The organism is Stenotrophomonas sp. Ste86 (genome assembly GCF_024519465.1).
Classification (GTDB): domain Bacteria; phylum Pseudomonadota; class Gammaproteobacteria; order Xanthomonadales; family Xanthomonadaceae; genus Stenotrophomonas.
The window spans coordinates 12,613-29,073 of sequence record NZ_JALJRW010000025.1; the positions used below are offsets into that span (position 1 = coordinate 12,613).

Annotated in this window: 16 protein-coding genes; 11 read left to right on the forward strand and 5 right to left on the reverse strand. The window is 65.2% G+C overall.

Annotated features, from left to right (window positions below):
• The first annotated feature begins 19 nt into the window (after positions 1–19).
• The 3 genes from panB to NR101_RS16735 all read left to right on the forward strand — a co-directional run bounded on the left by panB (position 20) and on the right by NR101_RS16735 (position 2,815).
• On the forward strand, positions 20–835 hold the full coding sequence (panB, locus tag NR101_RS16725) for a 3-methyl-2-oxobutanoate hydroxymethyltransferase (RefSeq protein WP_256774091.1): 816 nt from the start codon (positions 20–22) through the stop codon (positions 833–835).
• Positions 832–1,674 (forward strand): pantoate--beta-alanine ligase, encoded by an 843-nt coding sequence (panC, locus tag NR101_RS16730; RefSeq protein WP_256774090.1) that lies wholly within the window; start codon positions 832–834, stop codon positions 1,672–1,674. The genes panB and panC overlap by 4 nt, the downstream gene beginning before the upstream one ends.
• A gap of 202 nt (positions 1,675–1,876) precedes the next feature.
• Complete coding sequence (locus NR101_RS16735) at positions 1,877–2,815, forward strand: hypothetical protein (protein WP_256774089.1); 939 nt, start codon at positions 1,877–1,879, stop codon at positions 2,813–2,815.
• Between the two features lie 582 nt (positions 2,816–3,397).
• Here the strand turns inward: NR101_RS16735 and NR101_RS19040 are convergent.
• The gene (locus NR101_RS19040) at positions 3,398–3,619 is read right to left on the reverse strand and encodes a DUF6037 family protein (protein WP_345779499.1); all 222 of its coding nucleotides are present in this window, start codon (positions 3,617–3,619) and stop codon (positions 3,398–3,400) included.
• A gap of 602 nt (positions 3,620–4,221) precedes the next feature.
• On the opposite strand from NR101_RS19040, the gene NR101_RS16745 reads away from it, so the two are divergent.
• The 5 genes from NR101_RS16745 to NR101_RS16765 all read left to right on the forward strand — a co-directional run bounded on the left by NR101_RS16745 (position 4,222) and on the right by NR101_RS16765 (position 8,200).
• Positions 4,222–4,464 (forward strand): hypothetical protein, encoded by a 243-nt coding sequence (locus NR101_RS16745; RefSeq protein WP_345779500.1) that lies wholly within the window; start codon positions 4,222–4,224, stop codon positions 4,462–4,464.
• Complete coding sequence (locus NR101_RS16750) at positions 4,464–4,859, forward strand: hypothetical protein (protein WP_256774087.1); 396 nt, start codon at positions 4,464–4,466, stop codon at positions 4,857–4,859. Before NR101_RS16745 ends, NR101_RS16750 begins: the two co-directional genes overlap by 1 nt.
• A gap of 947 nt (positions 4,860–5,806) precedes the next feature.
• Complete coding sequence (gene panD / locus NR101_RS16755) at positions 5,807–6,187, forward strand: aspartate 1-decarboxylase (protein ID WP_256774086.1); 381 nt, start codon at positions 5,807–5,809, stop codon at positions 6,185–6,187.
• Positions 6,184–7,698 carry a glucose-6-phosphate isomerase gene (gene pgi / locus NR101_RS16760; RefSeq protein ID WP_256774085.1) on the forward strand — a complete coding sequence of 505 codons (1,515 nt, stop codon included), beginning with the start codon at positions 6,184–6,186 and terminating at the stop codon, positions 7,696–7,698. Before panD ends, pgi begins: the two co-directional genes overlap by 4 nt.
• 58 nt (positions 7,699–7,756) lie before the next feature.
• Positions 7,757–8,200, forward strand: a complete 444-nt coding sequence (locus NR101_RS16765) for an XVIPCD domain-containing protein (protein ID WP_256774084.1) — start codon at positions 7,757–7,759, stop codon at positions 8,198–8,200.
• Between the two features lie 67 nt (positions 8,201–8,267).
• Here NR101_RS16765 and NR101_RS16770 read toward each other — a convergent pair whose 3' ends face one another.
• Positions 8,268–8,837 carry a response regulator transcription factor gene (locus NR101_RS16770; RefSeq protein WP_256774083.1) on the reverse strand — a complete coding sequence of 190 codons (570 nt, stop codon included), beginning with the start codon at positions 8,835–8,837 and terminating at the stop codon, positions 8,268–8,270.
• Positions 8,834–10,060: an ATP-binding protein gene (locus tag NR101_RS16775; protein WP_256774082.1), complete on the reverse strand. Its 1,227-nt coding sequence runs from the start codon at positions 10,058–10,060 to the stop codon at positions 8,834–8,836. The genes NR101_RS16770 and NR101_RS16775 overlap by 4 nt, the downstream gene beginning before the upstream one ends.
• A 159-nt stretch (positions 10,061–10,219) precedes the next feature.
• Between NR101_RS16775 and ispG the strand changes: the two genes are divergently transcribed.
• From ispG to NR101_RS16790, 3 genes are all read left to right on the forward strand, one after another.
• Positions 10,220–11,485: a flavodoxin-dependent (E)-4-hydroxy-3-methylbut-2-enyl-diphosphate synthase gene (ispG, locus tag NR101_RS16780; RefSeq protein WP_256774081.1), complete on the forward strand. Its 1,266-nt coding sequence runs from the start codon at positions 10,220–10,222 to the stop codon at positions 11,483–11,485.
• On the forward strand, positions 11,466–12,173 hold the full coding sequence (locus tag NR101_RS16785; protein WP_256774080.1) for a phosphatase PAP2 family protein: 708 nt from the start codon (positions 11,466–11,468) through the stop codon (positions 12,171–12,173). Before ispG ends, NR101_RS16785 begins: the two co-directional genes overlap by 20 nt.
• 222 nt (positions 12,174–12,395) lie before the next feature.
• Positions 12,396–13,043, forward strand: a complete 648-nt coding sequence (locus tag NR101_RS16790) for a response regulator (protein ID WP_256774079.1) — start codon at positions 12,396–12,398, stop codon at positions 13,041–13,043.
• Positions 13,044–13,610: 567 nt separating this feature from the next.
• On the opposite strand, the gene NR101_RS16795 is transcribed toward NR101_RS16790, so the two are convergent.
• The gene (locus tag NR101_RS16795) at positions 13,611–14,270 is read right to left on the reverse strand and encodes a bifunctional 4-hydroxy-2-oxoglutarate aldolase/2-dehydro-3-deoxy-phosphogluconate aldolase (protein ID WP_256774078.1); all 660 of its coding nucleotides are present in this window, start codon (positions 14,268–14,270) and stop codon (positions 13,611–13,613) included.
• Positions 14,271–14,540: 270 nt separating this feature from the next.
• Positions 14,541–16,457 carry a phosphogluconate dehydratase gene (gene edd, locus NR101_RS16800; protein WP_256774077.1) on the reverse strand — a complete coding sequence of 639 codons (1,917 nt, stop codon included), beginning with the start codon at positions 16,455–16,457 and terminating at the stop codon, positions 14,541–14,543.
• Positions 16,458–16,461: the final 4 nt, after the last annotated feature.

The window sequence follows — 16,461 nt, forward strand, 5'->3', positions numbered from 1 at the left end:
CGCCACCGGTTATCAGCTCATGAGTACCCACGCAGACAGCAAGCCCTGGACCGTGCCCGCGTTGGCCGAGGCCAAGCGCAACGGGCAGAAGCTGGTGATGTTGACCGCCTACGACGCCGGTTTCGCGCGTGCGTTCGATGCCAATGGCGTGGACCTGATCCTGATCGGCGACTCGCTGGGCATGGTGGTGCAGGGGCATGATTCGACCCTGCCGGTGACCACCGACGACATGGTCTACCACACCCGCGCCGTGGCCCGCGTGCTGCAGCGGGCGCTGCTGGTGGCCGACCTGCCGTTCGGCGCCGATGCCACCCCTGAGCGCGCGCTGGATGCCTCGTTGCGCCTGCTCCAGGCCGGCGCGGAGATGGTCAAGATCGAAGGCGCCGGGTTCAAACTGGACGTGATTCGTTACCTGGTCGAGCGCGAGATTCCGGTGTGCTCGCACCTGGGCCTGACCCCGCAGTCGGTGCTGCGTCTGGGCGGTTATCGCGTGCAGGGCCGCGGCGACGCCGCCCAGCAGTTGCGTGACGACGCCAAGGCCGCGGTCGACGCCGGCGCCACGCTCATCGTGCTCGAGTGCGTGCCCACCCCGATTGCCACCCAGGTCACCGCCGACGTGGCCGTGCCCACCATCGGCATCGGTGCCGGCCCCGGCTGCGATGGCCAGGTGCTGGTGCTGCATGACTTCCTTGGCCTGGACAGCGGCCATCGCCGACCCAAGTTCGTCAAGGATTTCCTTGCCGAAGGCGGTTCGGTCGCCGGTGCCGTCCGTGCCTACGCCGACGCCGTGCGCGACGGCTCCTTCCCCGACGCAGAACACGCCTACGCCTCATGATCGAAACCGTCACCGAACTGTCCCGCCTGCGTGCCGTCGTCAACGGCTGGAAGCGCGAGGGCCTGCGCGTCGCGCTGGTCCCCACCATGGGCAACCTGCATGCGGGCCACTATTCGCTGGTCACGCTGGCGCGGCAGTACGCCGACCGCGTGGTCTCCAGTGTCTTCGTCAATCCGACCCAGTTCGGCCCGAACGAGGACTTCACCCGCTACCCGCGCACCCCCGAGGCAGACACCACTGGCCTGGAGCAGGCCGGCTGTGACGTGCTGTGGCTGCCGACGGTCGAATCGATGTATCCGTTCGGCGTGGCGCTGGCGGCCAGCGTCAACGTGCCGGGCATCAGCGGCCTGCTGGAAGGCGCGCATCGCCCCGGCCATTTCGATGGCGTGTGCACGGTAGTCTCGCGCCTGTTCAACCAGGTGCAGCCGGACGTGGCCGCCTTCGGCAAGAAGGACTACCAGCAGCTGGCGGTGATCCGGCAGATGGTGGAAGACCTGGCCTTCCCGATCCAGATCGTCGGCGGGGACATCGTCCGCGAAGGCGACGGCCTGGCGATGAGCTCGCGCAACCAGTACCTCAACGCCGAACAGCGCCCGGTGTCGACCACCATCCACCAGGTGCTGCTGCGCATGCGCGAAGGCTTCATCGCCGGCAAGACCCGCAGCCTGATCGAAGCCGAGGCCACCGCCGCGTTGCAGGCGGCCGGCTTCCAGGTCGACTATGCCGTGGTGCGCCTGCCGGACCTGTCCGAGCCGGCCGACGCCAACGACGGCACCCGCGTGGCCCTGATCGCCGCGCGCATCGGCAACACCCGGTTGATCGACAACCTGGAGTTCTGAGGCCAAAGCGGCAGTGTCGACATACGAAGGGCGCCGGAGGGCGCCCTTCGTCATTGCTGGGGATTACTCGAATGGAGACGTGCCTCACTTGCACCGGAACGCGCTGATAGCGTAAGTTCACGTTTCGTTCACATGCGTGAATCCAAGGACAGGGATGGCTCACCTAGGATGTGCAGTGTGGAAGTGCGGGGCGGCAGGGTTGGTGGCGATCCTTGCCTTTGCGCCGCTGGGGGCGAAGGCGCAAAGCGAGGCCAACTTCTCCTGGGATGAACTAGACCGAAGACTGCCGTCCAGTAGCAGGGTCGAGGCTCTCGGGCCGACGCTGATGGGCGATGAGGTCAGCTTGTCCGACGGCGGGCTGGCTTTCTCGGTAGTGGATGTGAGCATCCCTGGCAACAATGCGCTGCCGGTAGAGTTGAGGCGCCGGTACTGCGTCAAGGATCGCAAGGACACCATCAACGACGGCACGCTGGCCGACTGGCAGATCGATGCCCCCAACATCAGCGGCGTGTTCGCCCCGGACTGGATCAATACCGGTGAGCAGCCTGGCCGCCGGTGCTCGGCGGCCACCCTGCCGCGCCTGCCGATTCGTCATCAGCGTTCCGACTTCTGGCAGGGGCTGACGCTCAACGTCCCGGGCGGTGGAGAGATGCTGCGGCGGGCTGTCAACGCTCCCTCGCCTGCCAATGGAGCGTCTTATCCATGGAACAGCTCCGGGCAGATCCAAGTGGCATGCCTGGCGGCGATCCCCAATGGCGACGGGGAGGGGTTTATTGCACTGGCGCCGGACGGGACCAAATATCGTTTCGATTGGATGGCGCAGAACTCCGATCGTCGGGTGCGGCAGGTAGTCGGCTACAGCCCGAATACCGGGTCACCCTATTCGACGTATCTGAACCGTCGACACAATGCGCTCTACGCCACAAGGGTAGAAGACCGCTTCGGCAACGCTGTCGAGTACACCTATGCAAACGCATGGAACCAACCGGCAAGGCTGACCCGCATTGCATCCAGCGATGGCCGCGGACTGAACATCAACCTACACCGGCAGTTTCGTCAGTTCCCTCAACGACGGCGTACGCACCTGGCAGTACACCATCGACGGAATCTACAGAATCCTGACCCGGGTCCAATTGCCTGACTCAAGTGCGTGGAATATTCAGTTCCTGGATTTTGCGATGGCGCGCATCGAACACCCGGTGCCCCGGTATGAAGCGCCACCCCTCAACGGTGAAGGATTTCCGATCGGCTGGTGGTCCTGCCGACTGACATCTTCCGTACTTGCTCGAAGCAGATCCTTGCGCCGTCGGCAACGTCGGCAACCAGATCGAAAGCCTCACCGGCAAGGTTGCTACATTCACGGTGGACCTGCAGCGACGTGACAACGGTGGGCAGCAATCCACCCAGGCTCTGCTGTCAGTTCGTCCGGGGACTTGAAGCCGCTATTGGATGAGAAGAAGAAATAAGAGATGAAGCGAGAAGTGGTTTTACAGAGCGTTGCTATCTACTACGCAAAGGCTATGGTATTCACGGTCATCAGCTATGGGTTGCTACTGCTCATATATGGGCGAACGAAGATATCTTTCTTTGATTGGGTGCTCATCCTTTTAGCGGCCTTTACGGTTGGCTACATACCGACGTTTATTCGGTTGCTTCGAGGGAAAGAGGTATGAGATTGAACAAGCTCGCCATCCGGCGGGGTTGTTGTTAATGGCATCAGCGACTACAGCACCGGCAAGGTAGCGGCGATGGCGCGATGGGGATCGTCGGTCCAGCAGGTGCTGAGGTTGTGGCGCTTGCAGAAGTCGCGGGTGGTCTGGTCAAGCAGCCGGGGGGGGGGGGCCAGGTTGGCCTCGCTGACGCGCTCCGTGCTCACGGTGTTGTCGCGCCAGCCACACAGGTGCACCTTGTCGGCTTCTTCCACGTCGCGATAAACCTGCACCACGTCGGCGGTGGTGGGTCGGTCGCCGGGGCCGGCGGTTCGCGGCAGGGCAGCGTCGACCTCGCGCGGGAAGTCGCTGGAGCGCAGCGGGTTGCCGCTGCCGGCTCCGGTGCCCAGCGCCCTGGCCAGCGCCCCGTACTGCCCGGGTAGGCGCTGACCTCGTAGGCGGTACTGACGTGAAGATCAGCGGTATTGCGACCCTGCGCTTGTCGTATCTACAGATCCAGTTATGGTAGATCTTAAAAATGCGCGCAACTTCTGCAGGTACTGTTATGGAGGGGATAGCCCATACCGCTTTATCGACTCAGATGGGCATGCAAAAAGTCCAGCGTGGATGCGGTCTTTCATCCCCGGTCAGATTGCATGGGATACACCCGTAACGTCTGCAGAGCGCGGAGAGTATGGGATGGCAGCCGCGCAGGGGGTGGTGGCTGTAGCGGGAGGCACGATGTCCATCATGACTTCGAGGCGGGCGCAAGGTGTTGCGGCCACTGGTCGCGCCGCGCTGATTGTGCGAACCGAGTCCAGATTTGCTGCAGATTCTACGGAGGCGGTCTCAAATCTGAATCCCAAGGAGTCTTCTGGATCGCCAAGGCCCGAACGAGGTGTCAGGAAGTCAAATAAAGAGGATGGCCAATGATATGAGAATGAATGGTTACAATCCGAGCGAGCGAATCGAGGCTGCAGCCTTTGAGGGCAAGAAAATTATCATCAATGCCCACCGTCGCGCTGCGGCAGCGATTAAGACAGGCTTGAAGGAGGTTCCGGTGCGTGAAATTGAGGTGAGACCCTCGCAGGGGCGGCAACTTCCTCGAGAAGCGGAAGAGGTAAGAGTGAGGGATTACTGATGGAATTATTAGATGTCCATTGCCTGCTGAAATTCTCAGGATTGCAAATCGCTCTGGTTGCTGAGTTGGAACGGCGTCACCCCCATTTTCGTGAGGGTTTTCTACTCTATTTGCCGGGGTGCGGGGTCGTTTTGACGGATAGCGGTGAGTGGAAGTTCAGGAAGCATGGGCTTGGTGTCGTGTTCGTCAGGGCTTCGGACGATTTGACGATCGATGCACATAGATTCTATCCGGACCTCGCCAGTCCGATTGATGCATGGCGCTTGCGCTCTTTTCTTGAGAGCATTCACAAAAGAGAATTCGAAGTCGCGACCGTGCAGGAATCAGTTGAAGGGCTAGTTCGTGACGGTATGCTTCGCGAATCAAATCACCCAAAGGTCTACGAGGTGGTCTAAGCAAGCGGCTATCCTGCGAGTAATCATGAGCGTTCCGCATCTAGAGAATGGCTTGATCTGAACGAGAATCTCCTTCGCTCGAAGGGATGTCGTGTTCAGTTCAACGATCATGAGGGCGGGCGAGTGAGTCTGATCGCGACGGGCAAAACTGCGTCGGGACCATAGCTTGCTGGCACGGTGAAATTTAAGAATTACAGTTCAACTCGGTGTTGGATGGAGAAGTGGTTGCGCTTGAGTCCCTGAAAGGTGTGATCATCGAGGAAGTGGCTGCTCGAGCTTTCTTCGGGTTCATATGATCAAGCGCTGCCTTTTGGAGGGGGCGATGGACTTCGCATTGCTGCGGATTTGGCTGGAAATTCCGGAGCAGCGGGTGCAGCCGATACGTGGCGGAGGTGCGGACCACAGGGCTGCAAGTGACCACGGCGTTTGGTTGAAGCGGATTGCGCCTTTATCACCGTCTTGGATCTAAAAGAGTGACAAGAGTTGAGTGATATTCTCAGCTCGTTTTGTTGGTCCGGTTGAATTCAATCACATTGCTGCAGAGATATAGTTTAATTCGCAGCAACTATGTAGGATGGATCGGGAGCGGAAAAATGGTGGGGCGGGATGGAGTTCTCTCCCCTCGCTAGAGTTTTTTATTCCGATGTTGGAATGAAGTTCGGGCTTTCTGGATTTCCAAGTTTCATCGAGGACGCTTGTGCTTATCTGTGGGTAATTCCCAGTTAGGTGGTTGGGGTGCTGCGACGTATGGAGTAAGAGTGCTGATAGATGGTCGCGACGCTTTATAGGCACATCTCATCGCTGGTTGAGATTGGGCCTCAACCCATGATGCCTTGGGTCACACTCGGTGGGTCCGAGCCCCTTGCACCGCAAGCCTCAAGCCTGGCGCGCTGACGCCTGCCCCCCGGGTGCTAGAATTTCCCTTTCCTTTACCGTTGTCGCGCGCCATGCACCTCTCCCTGCTCAAGACCAAGATCCACCGCGCCACCGTCACCCACTCCGAGTTGAACTACGAAGGTTCCATCGCCATCGATGACAACCTGCTGCAGGCCACCGGCATCCGTGAGTTCGAACAGGTGCATATCTGGGACGTCACCAACGGTGCGCGTTTCTCCACGTATGCCATCCGTGCCGAAGCCGGCAGCGGCGTGGTCTCGCTCAACGGCGGCGCCGCGCGCCACGTGCAGGTGGGCGACATCATCATCATCGCCGCGTTCGCCAGCATGAGCGAAGAAGAAGCTGACAGCTTCCGCCCGAAGTTGGTATATGTGGACGGCAAGAACCAGATCTCCCACACCAACGACAGCATCCCGACACAGGCCGCATGACACAGCACAACGGATTCGACCCGCTTCACTCCCATGCCCAGCGCCTGCGTGGCGCGAGCATCCCTTCGCTGCTTGCCGCCGAACCGGAGCGGGCACGAACGTTGGGATTGCGGGTCGGTCCGTTGTACGTCAATTTCGCGCGGCAGAAGTACGACCGCGCGGCGCTGGACGCACTGCTGCAGCTGGCCGCCGAGCGCGATGTCGCAGGCGGCTTCCAGCGGCTGTTCCGCGGTGAAACGGTCAATGTGACCGAAGGCCGTGCGGCGCTGCATACCGCGCTGCGCGGCGACCTCAGCGGTGCGCCGGTCGCCGGCGATGCGTTCGCCACGGCCGCCCAGGTACGCGCGCAGATGGGCGAGCTGATCGCCGCGCTGGAAAACACCAACGTCACCGACGTCGTCAGCGTCGGCATCGGCGGTTCGGACCTGGGTCCGCGCCTGGTCGCCGATGCGCTGCGCCCGGTCACCGGCGCGCGCTTCCGCGTGCACTTCGTGTCCAACGTCGACGGCGCGGCCATGCAGCGCACGTTGGCCACGCTGGATCCGGCGACCACCGCCGGCATCCTGATCTCCAAGACCTTCGGCACCCAGGAAACCCTGCTCAACGGGCAGATCCTGCACGATTGGCTGGGGGGCAGCGAGCGCCTGTACGCGGTGAGCGCCAACCCGGAGCGTGCCGCGAAGGCTTTCTCGATTTCCGCCGGCCGCGTGCTGCCGATGTGGGACTGGGTGGGCGGGCGTTATTCGCTGTGGTCGGCGGTCGGGTTCCCGATCGCGCTGGCGATCGGCTTCGAGCGCTTCGAACAGCTGCTGGCCGGTGCCGCGCAGATGGACGACCACGCGCTGAGCGCGCCGCTGGCGCAGAACCTGCCGGTGCTGCATGCGCTGACCGACATCTGGAACCGCAACCTGCTCGGCCATGCCACCCATGCGGTGATGACCTACGACCAGCGCCTGGCGCTGCTGCCGGCCTACCTCCAACAGCTGGTGATGGAGAGCCTGGGCAAGCGCGTGCAGCTCGATGGCAGCCCGGTCGCCAGCGACACCGTGCCGGTGTGGTGGGGCGGGGCGGGCACCGACGTGCAGCACAGCTTCTTCCAGGCGCTGCACCAGGGCACCAGCGTGATCCCGGCCGATTTCATCGGCTGCGTGCACAACGATGACCCCTATGTGGTCAACCACCAGGCACTGCTGGCCAACCTGCTGGCGCAGACCGAAGCGCTGGCCAACGGCCAGGGCAGCGACGATCCGCACCGCGAGTATCCCGGTGGCCGGCCGAGCACGCTGATCCTGCTCGACGCGCTCACCCCGCAGTCGCTGGGCGCGCTCATCGCCATGTACGAGCATGCCGTGTTCGTGCAGTCGCTGATCTGGAACATCAACGCCTTCGACCAGTTTGGGGTGGAGCTGGGCAAGCAGCTGGCCAGCCAGCTGTTGCCGGCGCTGCAGGGCCAGGCGCATGCGATCACCGATCCGGTGACGCTGGAAGTGCTGGGTCGGCTGAAGGCCTGAGTCTCTCGCCGGTGTCGGCCACGGGTCGGTACCGGCCCACCATCAGACAGGAGTCGCAATGCACCAGGACACCCCCGCACCTCGCCCCACGCCCGACCAGGCCGGGCACCCCGACCACGCGATGTACCAGCAGATCCGCGACGGCGTGGCCGCCATCGACGCCCAACATGGGCGCAGTTTCGATGACACCAGCGAGCGCCTCACCGCCAGCCTGTTGCCGCTGGCCAAGGAAAACGGCCTGAGCCGGGTCGATCACGTGGTGCTCAGCCAGCAGGGCACTGAAGCCAAGCCGGGCGAGTACGTGTTCGTGGTGCAGGGCGCGTTGGACAATCCGGCCCACCTGCGGGCGCACACGGCGACCGCCGACGCGGTGCAGACGCCGGTGGACGCCTCGTTCCAGCGGGTGCAGGCCGCCGATGCGCAGTCGGTTGCGCGCGAACGCAGCAATGACGAACAGCTACGCCAGCAGAACCCGCAGCACGCCCCGCACACGCAGGGCTGATTCCCACGCGGTAGCGCCACGCCAGGCGTGGCTGCCTTGTTCCGCGAGGCTCGCGCGATAGGGGGCTTTACGGCCGCTCCGGACTCGGTCGCTTGGCCAGCTTGCGCTGCAGCGACCGCCGATGCATGCCGAGCAGGCGCGCGGCGGCCGATACATTGCCGCCGGTCTCATGCATCGCCTGCTGGATGTGTTCCCACTGCAGGCGGCTGATCGGGGTCATCGCATCCGGTGGCTCCATGTCGCCGTCGTCGGCCGGGCCATCGTCTTCTTCGCCCAGCGCACGCAGGATCATCGGGACCGTAGCCGGCTTGGGCAGGTAATCGTCCGCGCCGAGCTTGATCGCCTCCACTGCGGTGGCGATGCTGGCGTAGCCGGTGACCAGCAGGATCCGCATGTCCTCGCGCAACGCGCGCAGCGGCTGGATCAGCGACAAGCCCGACTCGGCGCCGAGCTTCAGGTCGATCAGCGCATACGCCGGCGGGTTCTGTCGGGCGAGCATCAACGCCGAGGCGGTATCGCTGGCGGTGACCGTTTCCAGGCCCTTGCGGGCCAGGCTGCGCTGCAGGGTGCGCAGGTAGAGTTCGTCGTCGTCGACCAGCAGGCCATGGCTGGCGGCGGGCAGGGCGGGGAAGGTCATGCGGAAGTCTCCGGAGGCGTCAAAGGCAGGCGGAAGCCGACGCGGGTGCCGGCACCGTTGGCCGGCCGCATCCACAGTTCGCCGTCCAGGCGTTCGATGGTGGCGTGGGACAGGGCCAGGCCCACGCCCATGCCCTGGGCCTTGCCGCTGTTGAACAGGGTGCCGGGCAACACCGCCTGGCGGGCGTCGAAGCCGTGGCCGTAGTCGCGCACTTCGCCGATGAGGTCATCGCCCTCGATACGCACTGTCAGGTCCACCTGTGGGCGCTCGGCCTTCTCGCCGGCGTCGGCCGCGTTGTTGAGCAGCACCATCAACAGGTGGCCGATGCCCGGGTCCAGCGGCAGTTTCAGCGGGGCGTCGTCGTTGCGCTTGAGGGTGATGGTCGGGCGTACCAGCCGCCATTGCTCCAGCACCTGCGGCAGGGTTACGTGGTCGCGGCCGGGCGCGTCGCCGGCGGCGGGCCGGGCCAGCGCCAGCACCCGTTCGCGGCACTGCACCAGCAGCTCGCGCAGCGTGTCCACGTCGTCGCGCACTTCGCTGCTGTTGGTCTGGTCGGCGATGTCGTCGGCCAGCAGGGTCATGGTCGCCAGCGGGGTGTTCAGTTCGTGCGCCACCGAGGCGGCGTGGGTGGCCAGGGCGACGATGCCTTCATTGCGCACGAAGCGCTCGCGCAACATCGCCAGTTCGTGTTCGCGCTGGCGCAGCGCCATCGCCAGCCGGGTGGCGAACACCAGCACCACCGTGGCCGAGAGCAGGAAATTGCAGACCACGCCCCACTGGTGCATCTGCATTGCAGTGAACCAGCCGGCGGGCAAGGGCAGGCCGAAGATGCCGCTGACCGCGTAGCCGAGCAGGCAGCTGGCGGCCACGGCCAGGGTCCAGCGCAGCGGCAGCGCCAGCGCGGCCAGGGCGATCAGGATCAGGAACAGCGAACCGAACGGATTGGCGATGCCGCCGCTCCAGCCGACCATCCAGGTCAGCACGGTCACATCGACCAGGATGTGGCAGAAGGCGGTCACTGGCGCGGTATCGGCGCTCTCCACCCGCAGCTGCGCGTACAGGTTGAACAGCGCCAGCGCGGCCACGCCCGCCCACAACGGGCGCTGCGGCAGTTCCAGCCCGAGCACCCAGGTGGCCACCAGGATGGTCGCGGCCTGGCCGGCCACGGCCAGCCAGCGCAGGCTGCACAAGGTGCGGAGGAAGGGGGCGTCGGTACCGGTCATCACCGCACATCCTATGCGCTCGCCGCGCCGCCTGCCTGCGACAATCGGCCGCATCGGCGCTGGCGGTCCCCTAGTCGGCCAACATGCGCGCCAACCACAAGATGAGTGCCAACCAACGGTTGGCACCTACGGTCACGTTTGGCGCGCTAAAATAGCCTGATGCATGACGCCGTCACCCAACCGACCCAACCGTCCGACACGACCGTGTGGGCCCGCCGCCAGACCCAGGCCGTCCGTATCGGCGGTGTGGTCGTAGGCGGAGGCCAGCCCGTGGTGGTGCAGTCGATGACCAACACCGACACCGCCGATGTGGCCGCCAGCGTGAAGCAGGTCGCCGAACTGTGGCGGGCCGGCTCGGAGATGGTGCGCCTGACCGTCAACAATCCCGAGTCGGCCGCAGCGATCCCGCGCATCGTGGAGAAACTGCGGATGATGGGCATCGAGGTGCCCCTGATCGGCGATTTCCATTACAACGGCCACCAGCTGCTGACCCAGGAGCCGGCCTGCGCCGAAGCCCTGGCTAAGTACCGGATCAATCCGGGCAACGTGGGGTTTGGCAAGAAGAAGGACACCCAGTTCGCGCAGCTGATCGAATTTGCGATCCGCTACGACAAGCCGGTGCGCATCGGGGCCAACTGGGGCTCGCTGGACCAGTCGCTGGCCGCCCGCCTGATGGACGAGAACAGCCAGCGCGCGCAACCGTGGGATGCCGGCCGGGTGCTGCGCGAAGCGCTGATCCGTTCGGCGCTGGATTCGGCCCATACCGCCGTCGAGCTGGGCCTGCCGCGCGATCGCATCGTGCTGTCGGCCAAGGTCAGTGGCGTGCAGGAACTGATCGCGGTGTACCGCGATTTGGCCCAGCGCTCGGACTTTGCCCTGCACCTGGGCCTGACCGAGGCCGGGATCGGCAGCAAGGGCATCGTCGCCTCGTCGGCGGCGCTGGCGGTGCTGCTGCAGGAAGGCATCGGCGACACCATCCGCATTTCGCTGACGCCCGAACCGGGCCAGTCGCGTACCGCCGAGGTGATCGTTGCGCAGGAACTGCTGCAGACCACCGGCCAGCGTGCTTTCACCCCGCTGGTCACGGCCTGCCCGGGCTGTGGGCGGACCACCTCCGAGTTCTTCCAGGAACTGGCCAAGGTGGTACAGAACCACGTGCGCGGGAAGATGCCGGAATGGAAGGTGAGCCACCCGGGCGCGGAAAACATGACGCTGGCGGTGATGGGCTGCATCGTCAACGGGCCGGGCGAATCGCGGCATGCCAACATCGGCATCTCGCTGCCCGGTACCGGCGAAACGCCGGCTGCGCCGGTGTTCGTGGATGGCGAGAAGACGGTGACGCTGCGCGGTGACAACATCGCCCAGGAATTCGTGGCGCTGATCGACGATTATGTCGAACGCAAGTATGTCCGAAGCGTCGGATAAGCCAACGGTGCTGGCCGCCCCGGAGGCGGCCGCCGGTTTCCGCCATTGGATGGCCCACAACGCCTGGCGTTTCGTGCTGCTGTTCGCCGGGGTGCTGCTGCCGCTGGCCGGCTTCGTCGCGCTCGCCGACGAAGTGCATGAGCTGGAGTCGTTCTATTTCGACGCGCCCTTGCTATGGAAGCTGCACGGCCTGCATTCGCCGGGGCTGGACCAGTTCTTCGTGCTTCTCTCCAAGCTGGGCTACGAGTGGTTCCTGATCCCGGCCGACGTGCTGATCGTCGGCATGCTGCTGTGGCGACGGCGCTGGCGTGAAGCCAGTTTCGTGGCGATCTGCTTCGTCGGTTCGGCGTTGTTGAACATGGGCAGCAAGCAGTTTTTCCAGCGCGACCGCCCCAGCCTGTGGGAGTCGATCGCCCCGGAAAGCACGTTCAGCTTCCCCAGTGGGCATGCGATGGGCTCGATGACCCTGGCGGTGACGGTGGTGCTGTTGGCCTGGAACACCCGCTGGCGCTGGCCGGTGCTGGTGGCCGCGCCCTTGTTCAGCGTGCTGGTCAGCGTGTCGCGGGTCTACCTGGGCGTGCATTACCCGTCCGACATCCTGGCCGGTTGGTGTGCGGCTCTGGTTTGGGTGGTAGGGTGCTTCCTGGTCATGTTCAGGCGCCGCGCGCCGTGGCGGCACCGGCACTGAACCGGTCCGGATGCGTGGGATGCCGATTGCGCCGGGGCGCAGGCGTACACTGATAGGCGTAGTAGACCGATATAGCCTGGGGTGAAAGGCTAAGGGGAAGGGCAAGACGGCATGGGTGTGATGCGGGCACCAGAACGCGCTGACAGGGGCTGCTTTTCCTTGTTATCGCCGTACCCCGCCGCTAGGCTTGCCCCCGTTCGCAGCGTTTTAAGAGGTGCGTGGATGACGATTCGAGTGTATCTGGTGGACGATCATGCGCTGGTGCGTACCGGCATGAAGATGATCCTGTCCAACGAGACCGATATCGAGGTAGTCGGTGAAGCGGACTCCGGGGAAGATGCGTTGCCTGAAATCCGCCACCTGCGTCCGGACGTGGTGCTGTGCGACCTGCACCTGCCGGGTGTCAGTGGTATGGAAGTGACCGAACGGGTGGTGCGTGGCGACCACGGCACGCGCGTGGTGATCGTGTCGGTGCTCGAGGATGGCCCGATGCCCAAGCGCCTGCTCGAGGCCGGCGCGTCCGGTTACATCGGCAAGGGCTGCGATGCGCAGGAACTGCTGCGCGCCGTGCGCGACGCGGCCATGGGCCGGCGTTACCTCGGCAGCAGCATCGCGCAGAACCTGGCGCTTTCCAATGTGGAAGGCAGCCAGTCGCCGTTCGACACCCTGTCCCCGCGCGAACTGGAAGTGGCCCTGCTGCTCACCCAGGGCCTGCGCCAGGAAGACATCGCCAAGCGCCTGAGCCTGAGTGCCAAGACGGTGAACACGCACAAGGCGCGCCTGTTCGAGAAGATGGGCATCCACGACAACATCGCCTTGGCGCGCATGGCCAGCCAGTACGGCCTGGTGGATCCGGCGCGACCGATGTAACCGCCGAAGGCATGTGCGGTTCTTTGCCCACACCGGGGCAAGCAGAAGCGTCATTTGCCTCTTTCTGGCGCTGGTCGGTGGGTCGAGCGCTGGGCCCACATTCCCTTTCCGGCGAAAGTCCTCCGGCGTCGGCCTGCGGCCGCCACCTCCTCCTTTATTTCGCCTCCAAGGGCATCGGGCCCCAGCGCCCGACCCACCCGCCAGCGCCAGAAAAGCCGGTCTTCCGCCTGCGTACCGAGAGCCGAGCCCCGTAGCGGGCGGTAGGCTCCTGGGCAAAATAAAGGAAGAGGCCGCCACGCGGCCGGGGGACATTTGCGCCAGGGGCCTACCGCCCGCTACGGGGCTCTCACGCCCGCGACATACCCGATCGGAGACGCCAGATCCACGCGTCGCCAGCACTGCCCGTCCACACGAGTAGCCTCTCACTCACGCGGCGAAGGCCCTCGCAACGAGACGCGCCGCTCAGATGGGAGAAGAACCATAAAAAAACGCCCGGGCAAGCCGGGCGTTTCGTTGTGGCACGTTACCGGTAGAGCCACCACGCGTGGCGGCTCACCGATACGGACCTCAGTGCGCCCGCACCCGCGCTACGATCTTGGCCGCCTGCGCCGCGCTGTCACGCACCTTGTCCCACTGACCGTGCTCGATCCAGCTGCCCGGCACCATCCACGACCCGCCGATGCAGACCACGTTCTTCTGCTCCAGGTACTCGGCCGCCGTGTCCTCGGTAATGCCACCGGTCGGGCACAGCTTCAGGTCCGGAATCGGACCGGCCAGGCCCTTGATCATCGCCAGTCCGCCCACGGCCGAGGCCGGGAACAACTTGCACACCCGGAACCCACGCGCATACAGCACCAGCATCTCCGTCGGCGAGGCCGCACCGGGTACCACCGGCAGCGCCGCCTGCGCCAACGCATCGGCCATGTGCGCCGGCGTCCCCGGCGTCACCAGGAAATCCGCGCCCGCATCGATCGACTGCTGCATCTGCGCCACCGTCAGCACCGTGCCCGCACCCACCACTACATCCGGCAGCTCGCGCTTGAGCATCGCCAACGCCTCCATCGCCACCGGCGTACGCAGCGTCAACTCGATCGCCGGCAGCCCGCCTTCCAGCAGCGCGGCACTGACCGCGCGCGCCTGGTCGAGCGTATGCACGGTCACCACCGGGAGGATGCCGGCGGCAAGCAGCAGGGATTCGGCGCGTTTCTGGTGTTCGGCGATGCTCATGTGTTCTTTCTCTCTTCTCAATGACTGAAGCGCAAAAAGCGCCGAAATATGTCGGGAGGCAGCGGTTGGCCCTGATCAGGACCGTCAAGCGGCATGGGCCCGACGCATGCGTCGGGCGGGTTGGGCAGGACGCCCAACCCTGGCCTTGCTGTGTACGCAGGATCGCGTACACGCGCAAGCCGCTTGCGAGCCCCCATGGATGGGTTTACGGCGTGTCCTGATCAGGGCCAACCGCTGCCTCGGCCAGGACAACCAACCGCTGCGTTTGCTTCAGGCGTCCTTCGCCTCATGCGGCGCATCCGCCGCCGCCGCATCACGCCCCAGATCGTACTCGGCGTCGTAATTCCAGATATCGCCCTCGGCCGTCGCCGGCCCGCACGAAATCGAAATCGCGCCCTGGTCGGCCGGACCCACCACGCGCCGGTTCAGCGCGAACAGATTGCGGCCCAGATCGTTCGCCGCCGGTGCGGTGTTGGGTGCCGGCGCGCGCGCAGCGAATTCCGCCGCATCCACCAGCAACTCCAGCGTGCCGGCTTCACCATCCAGGCGGATGATGTCGCCCTCGCGCACCCGCGCCAGCGGACCACCGCGCGAGGCTTCCGGGGTCATGTGGATGGCCGCCGGGAACTTGCCCGACGCGCCCGACAGACGACCATCGGTCACCAGCGCCACCCGCCGTCCCTGGTTCTGCAGCAGCCCCAGCAGCGGCGCCAGCGAATGCAGCTCGGGCATGCCATTGGCACGCGGCCCCTGGTAACGCACCACCGCCACGAAATCGTGCGGCAGCACGCCGGCCGCATGCAGCTTGTTGAGTACCTGCGGCGCATCGACCACCACGGCCGGTGCCTCGATCGTGCGGAACTCCGGCTTTACCGCCGACAGCTTGATCAGCGAACGGCCCAGGTTGCCGCGCAGCAGGCGCAGACCGCCCTGGGCTTCAAACGGCTCGGCCACGCCACGCACCACGCCGGGGTCGGCGCTTTCGCGCACACCGTCGACGTAGGTCAGCGTGCCATCGCGCAGCGCCGGCTCCTGGCCGTACTGGCGCATCCCGCCTTCGGCCACGGTCTGCAGGTCGGCGTGCATCAGCCCGGCGTCCATCAGTTCGCGGAACACGAACGCGGTGCCGCCGGCGGCGGCGAAACGGTTCACGTCGGCCTCGCCGTTGGGATACACACGTGCCAGCAGCGGCACCAGCTGCGACAGCTGGTCCATGTCGTCCCAGGTCAGCACGATGCCGGCCGCGCGTGCCACCGCGATCCAGTGGATGGTGTGGTTGGTCGAACCGCCGGTGGCCATCAGTGTGACCACGGCATTGACGATCGCACGTTCGTCGATCAGCCGGCCGAGCGGCCGGAAGTCATCGCCAAGCGCACTGATTTCCAGTGCGCGCTCACCGGCGCGACGGGTCAGCGCATCGCGCAGCGGTGTATCCGGATTGACGAACGACGCGCCCGGCAACTGCACGCCCATCGCCTCGAGCAGGGTCTGGTTGGAGTTGGCGGTGCCGTAGAAGGTGCAGGTGCCCGCGCCGTGATACGAGCCGGCTTCGGCTTCCAGCAGTTCTTCGCGGCTGGCCAGGCCGGCCGCGTAGCGCTCGCGCACTTCGGCCTTCTGCTTGTTCGGGATGCCCGGGGTCATCGGGCCGGCCGGCAGGAAGATCGCCGGCAGGTGGCCGAACGCTAGCGCGCCGATCAGCAGGCCCGGCACGATCTTGTCGCACACGCCGAGGTAGACGCTGGCATCGAACATGTCGTGGCTCAGGCCGATCGCGGTGGACTGGGCGATCACATCGCGCGAGAACAGCGACAGCTCCATGCCGCCGCGGCCTTGGGTGACACCGTCGCACATCGCCGGCACGCCGCCGGCCACCTGCGCGGTGGCGCCCATGTCGCGCGCGGTCTGGCGCAGGATTTCCGGGTAGTGCTCGAACGGCTGGTGGGCCGACAACATGTCGTTGTAGGCAGTGATGATGCCCAGGTTCGGGGTGACCCCGCCGCGCAGGCGCGACTTGTCGGTCGGGCCGCAGGCGGCGAAGCCGTGGGCGAGGTTGCCGCAGCTCAGGCGCGAGCGGAACGGGCCGTCGCGCAGTGCGGCATCGATCCCGGCAAGGTACGCGGCGCGAGAGGCGACGCTGCGCTGGACGATGCGCTGGGTGATGGCATGGAGTTGGGGATGCAGGCTCATTGGC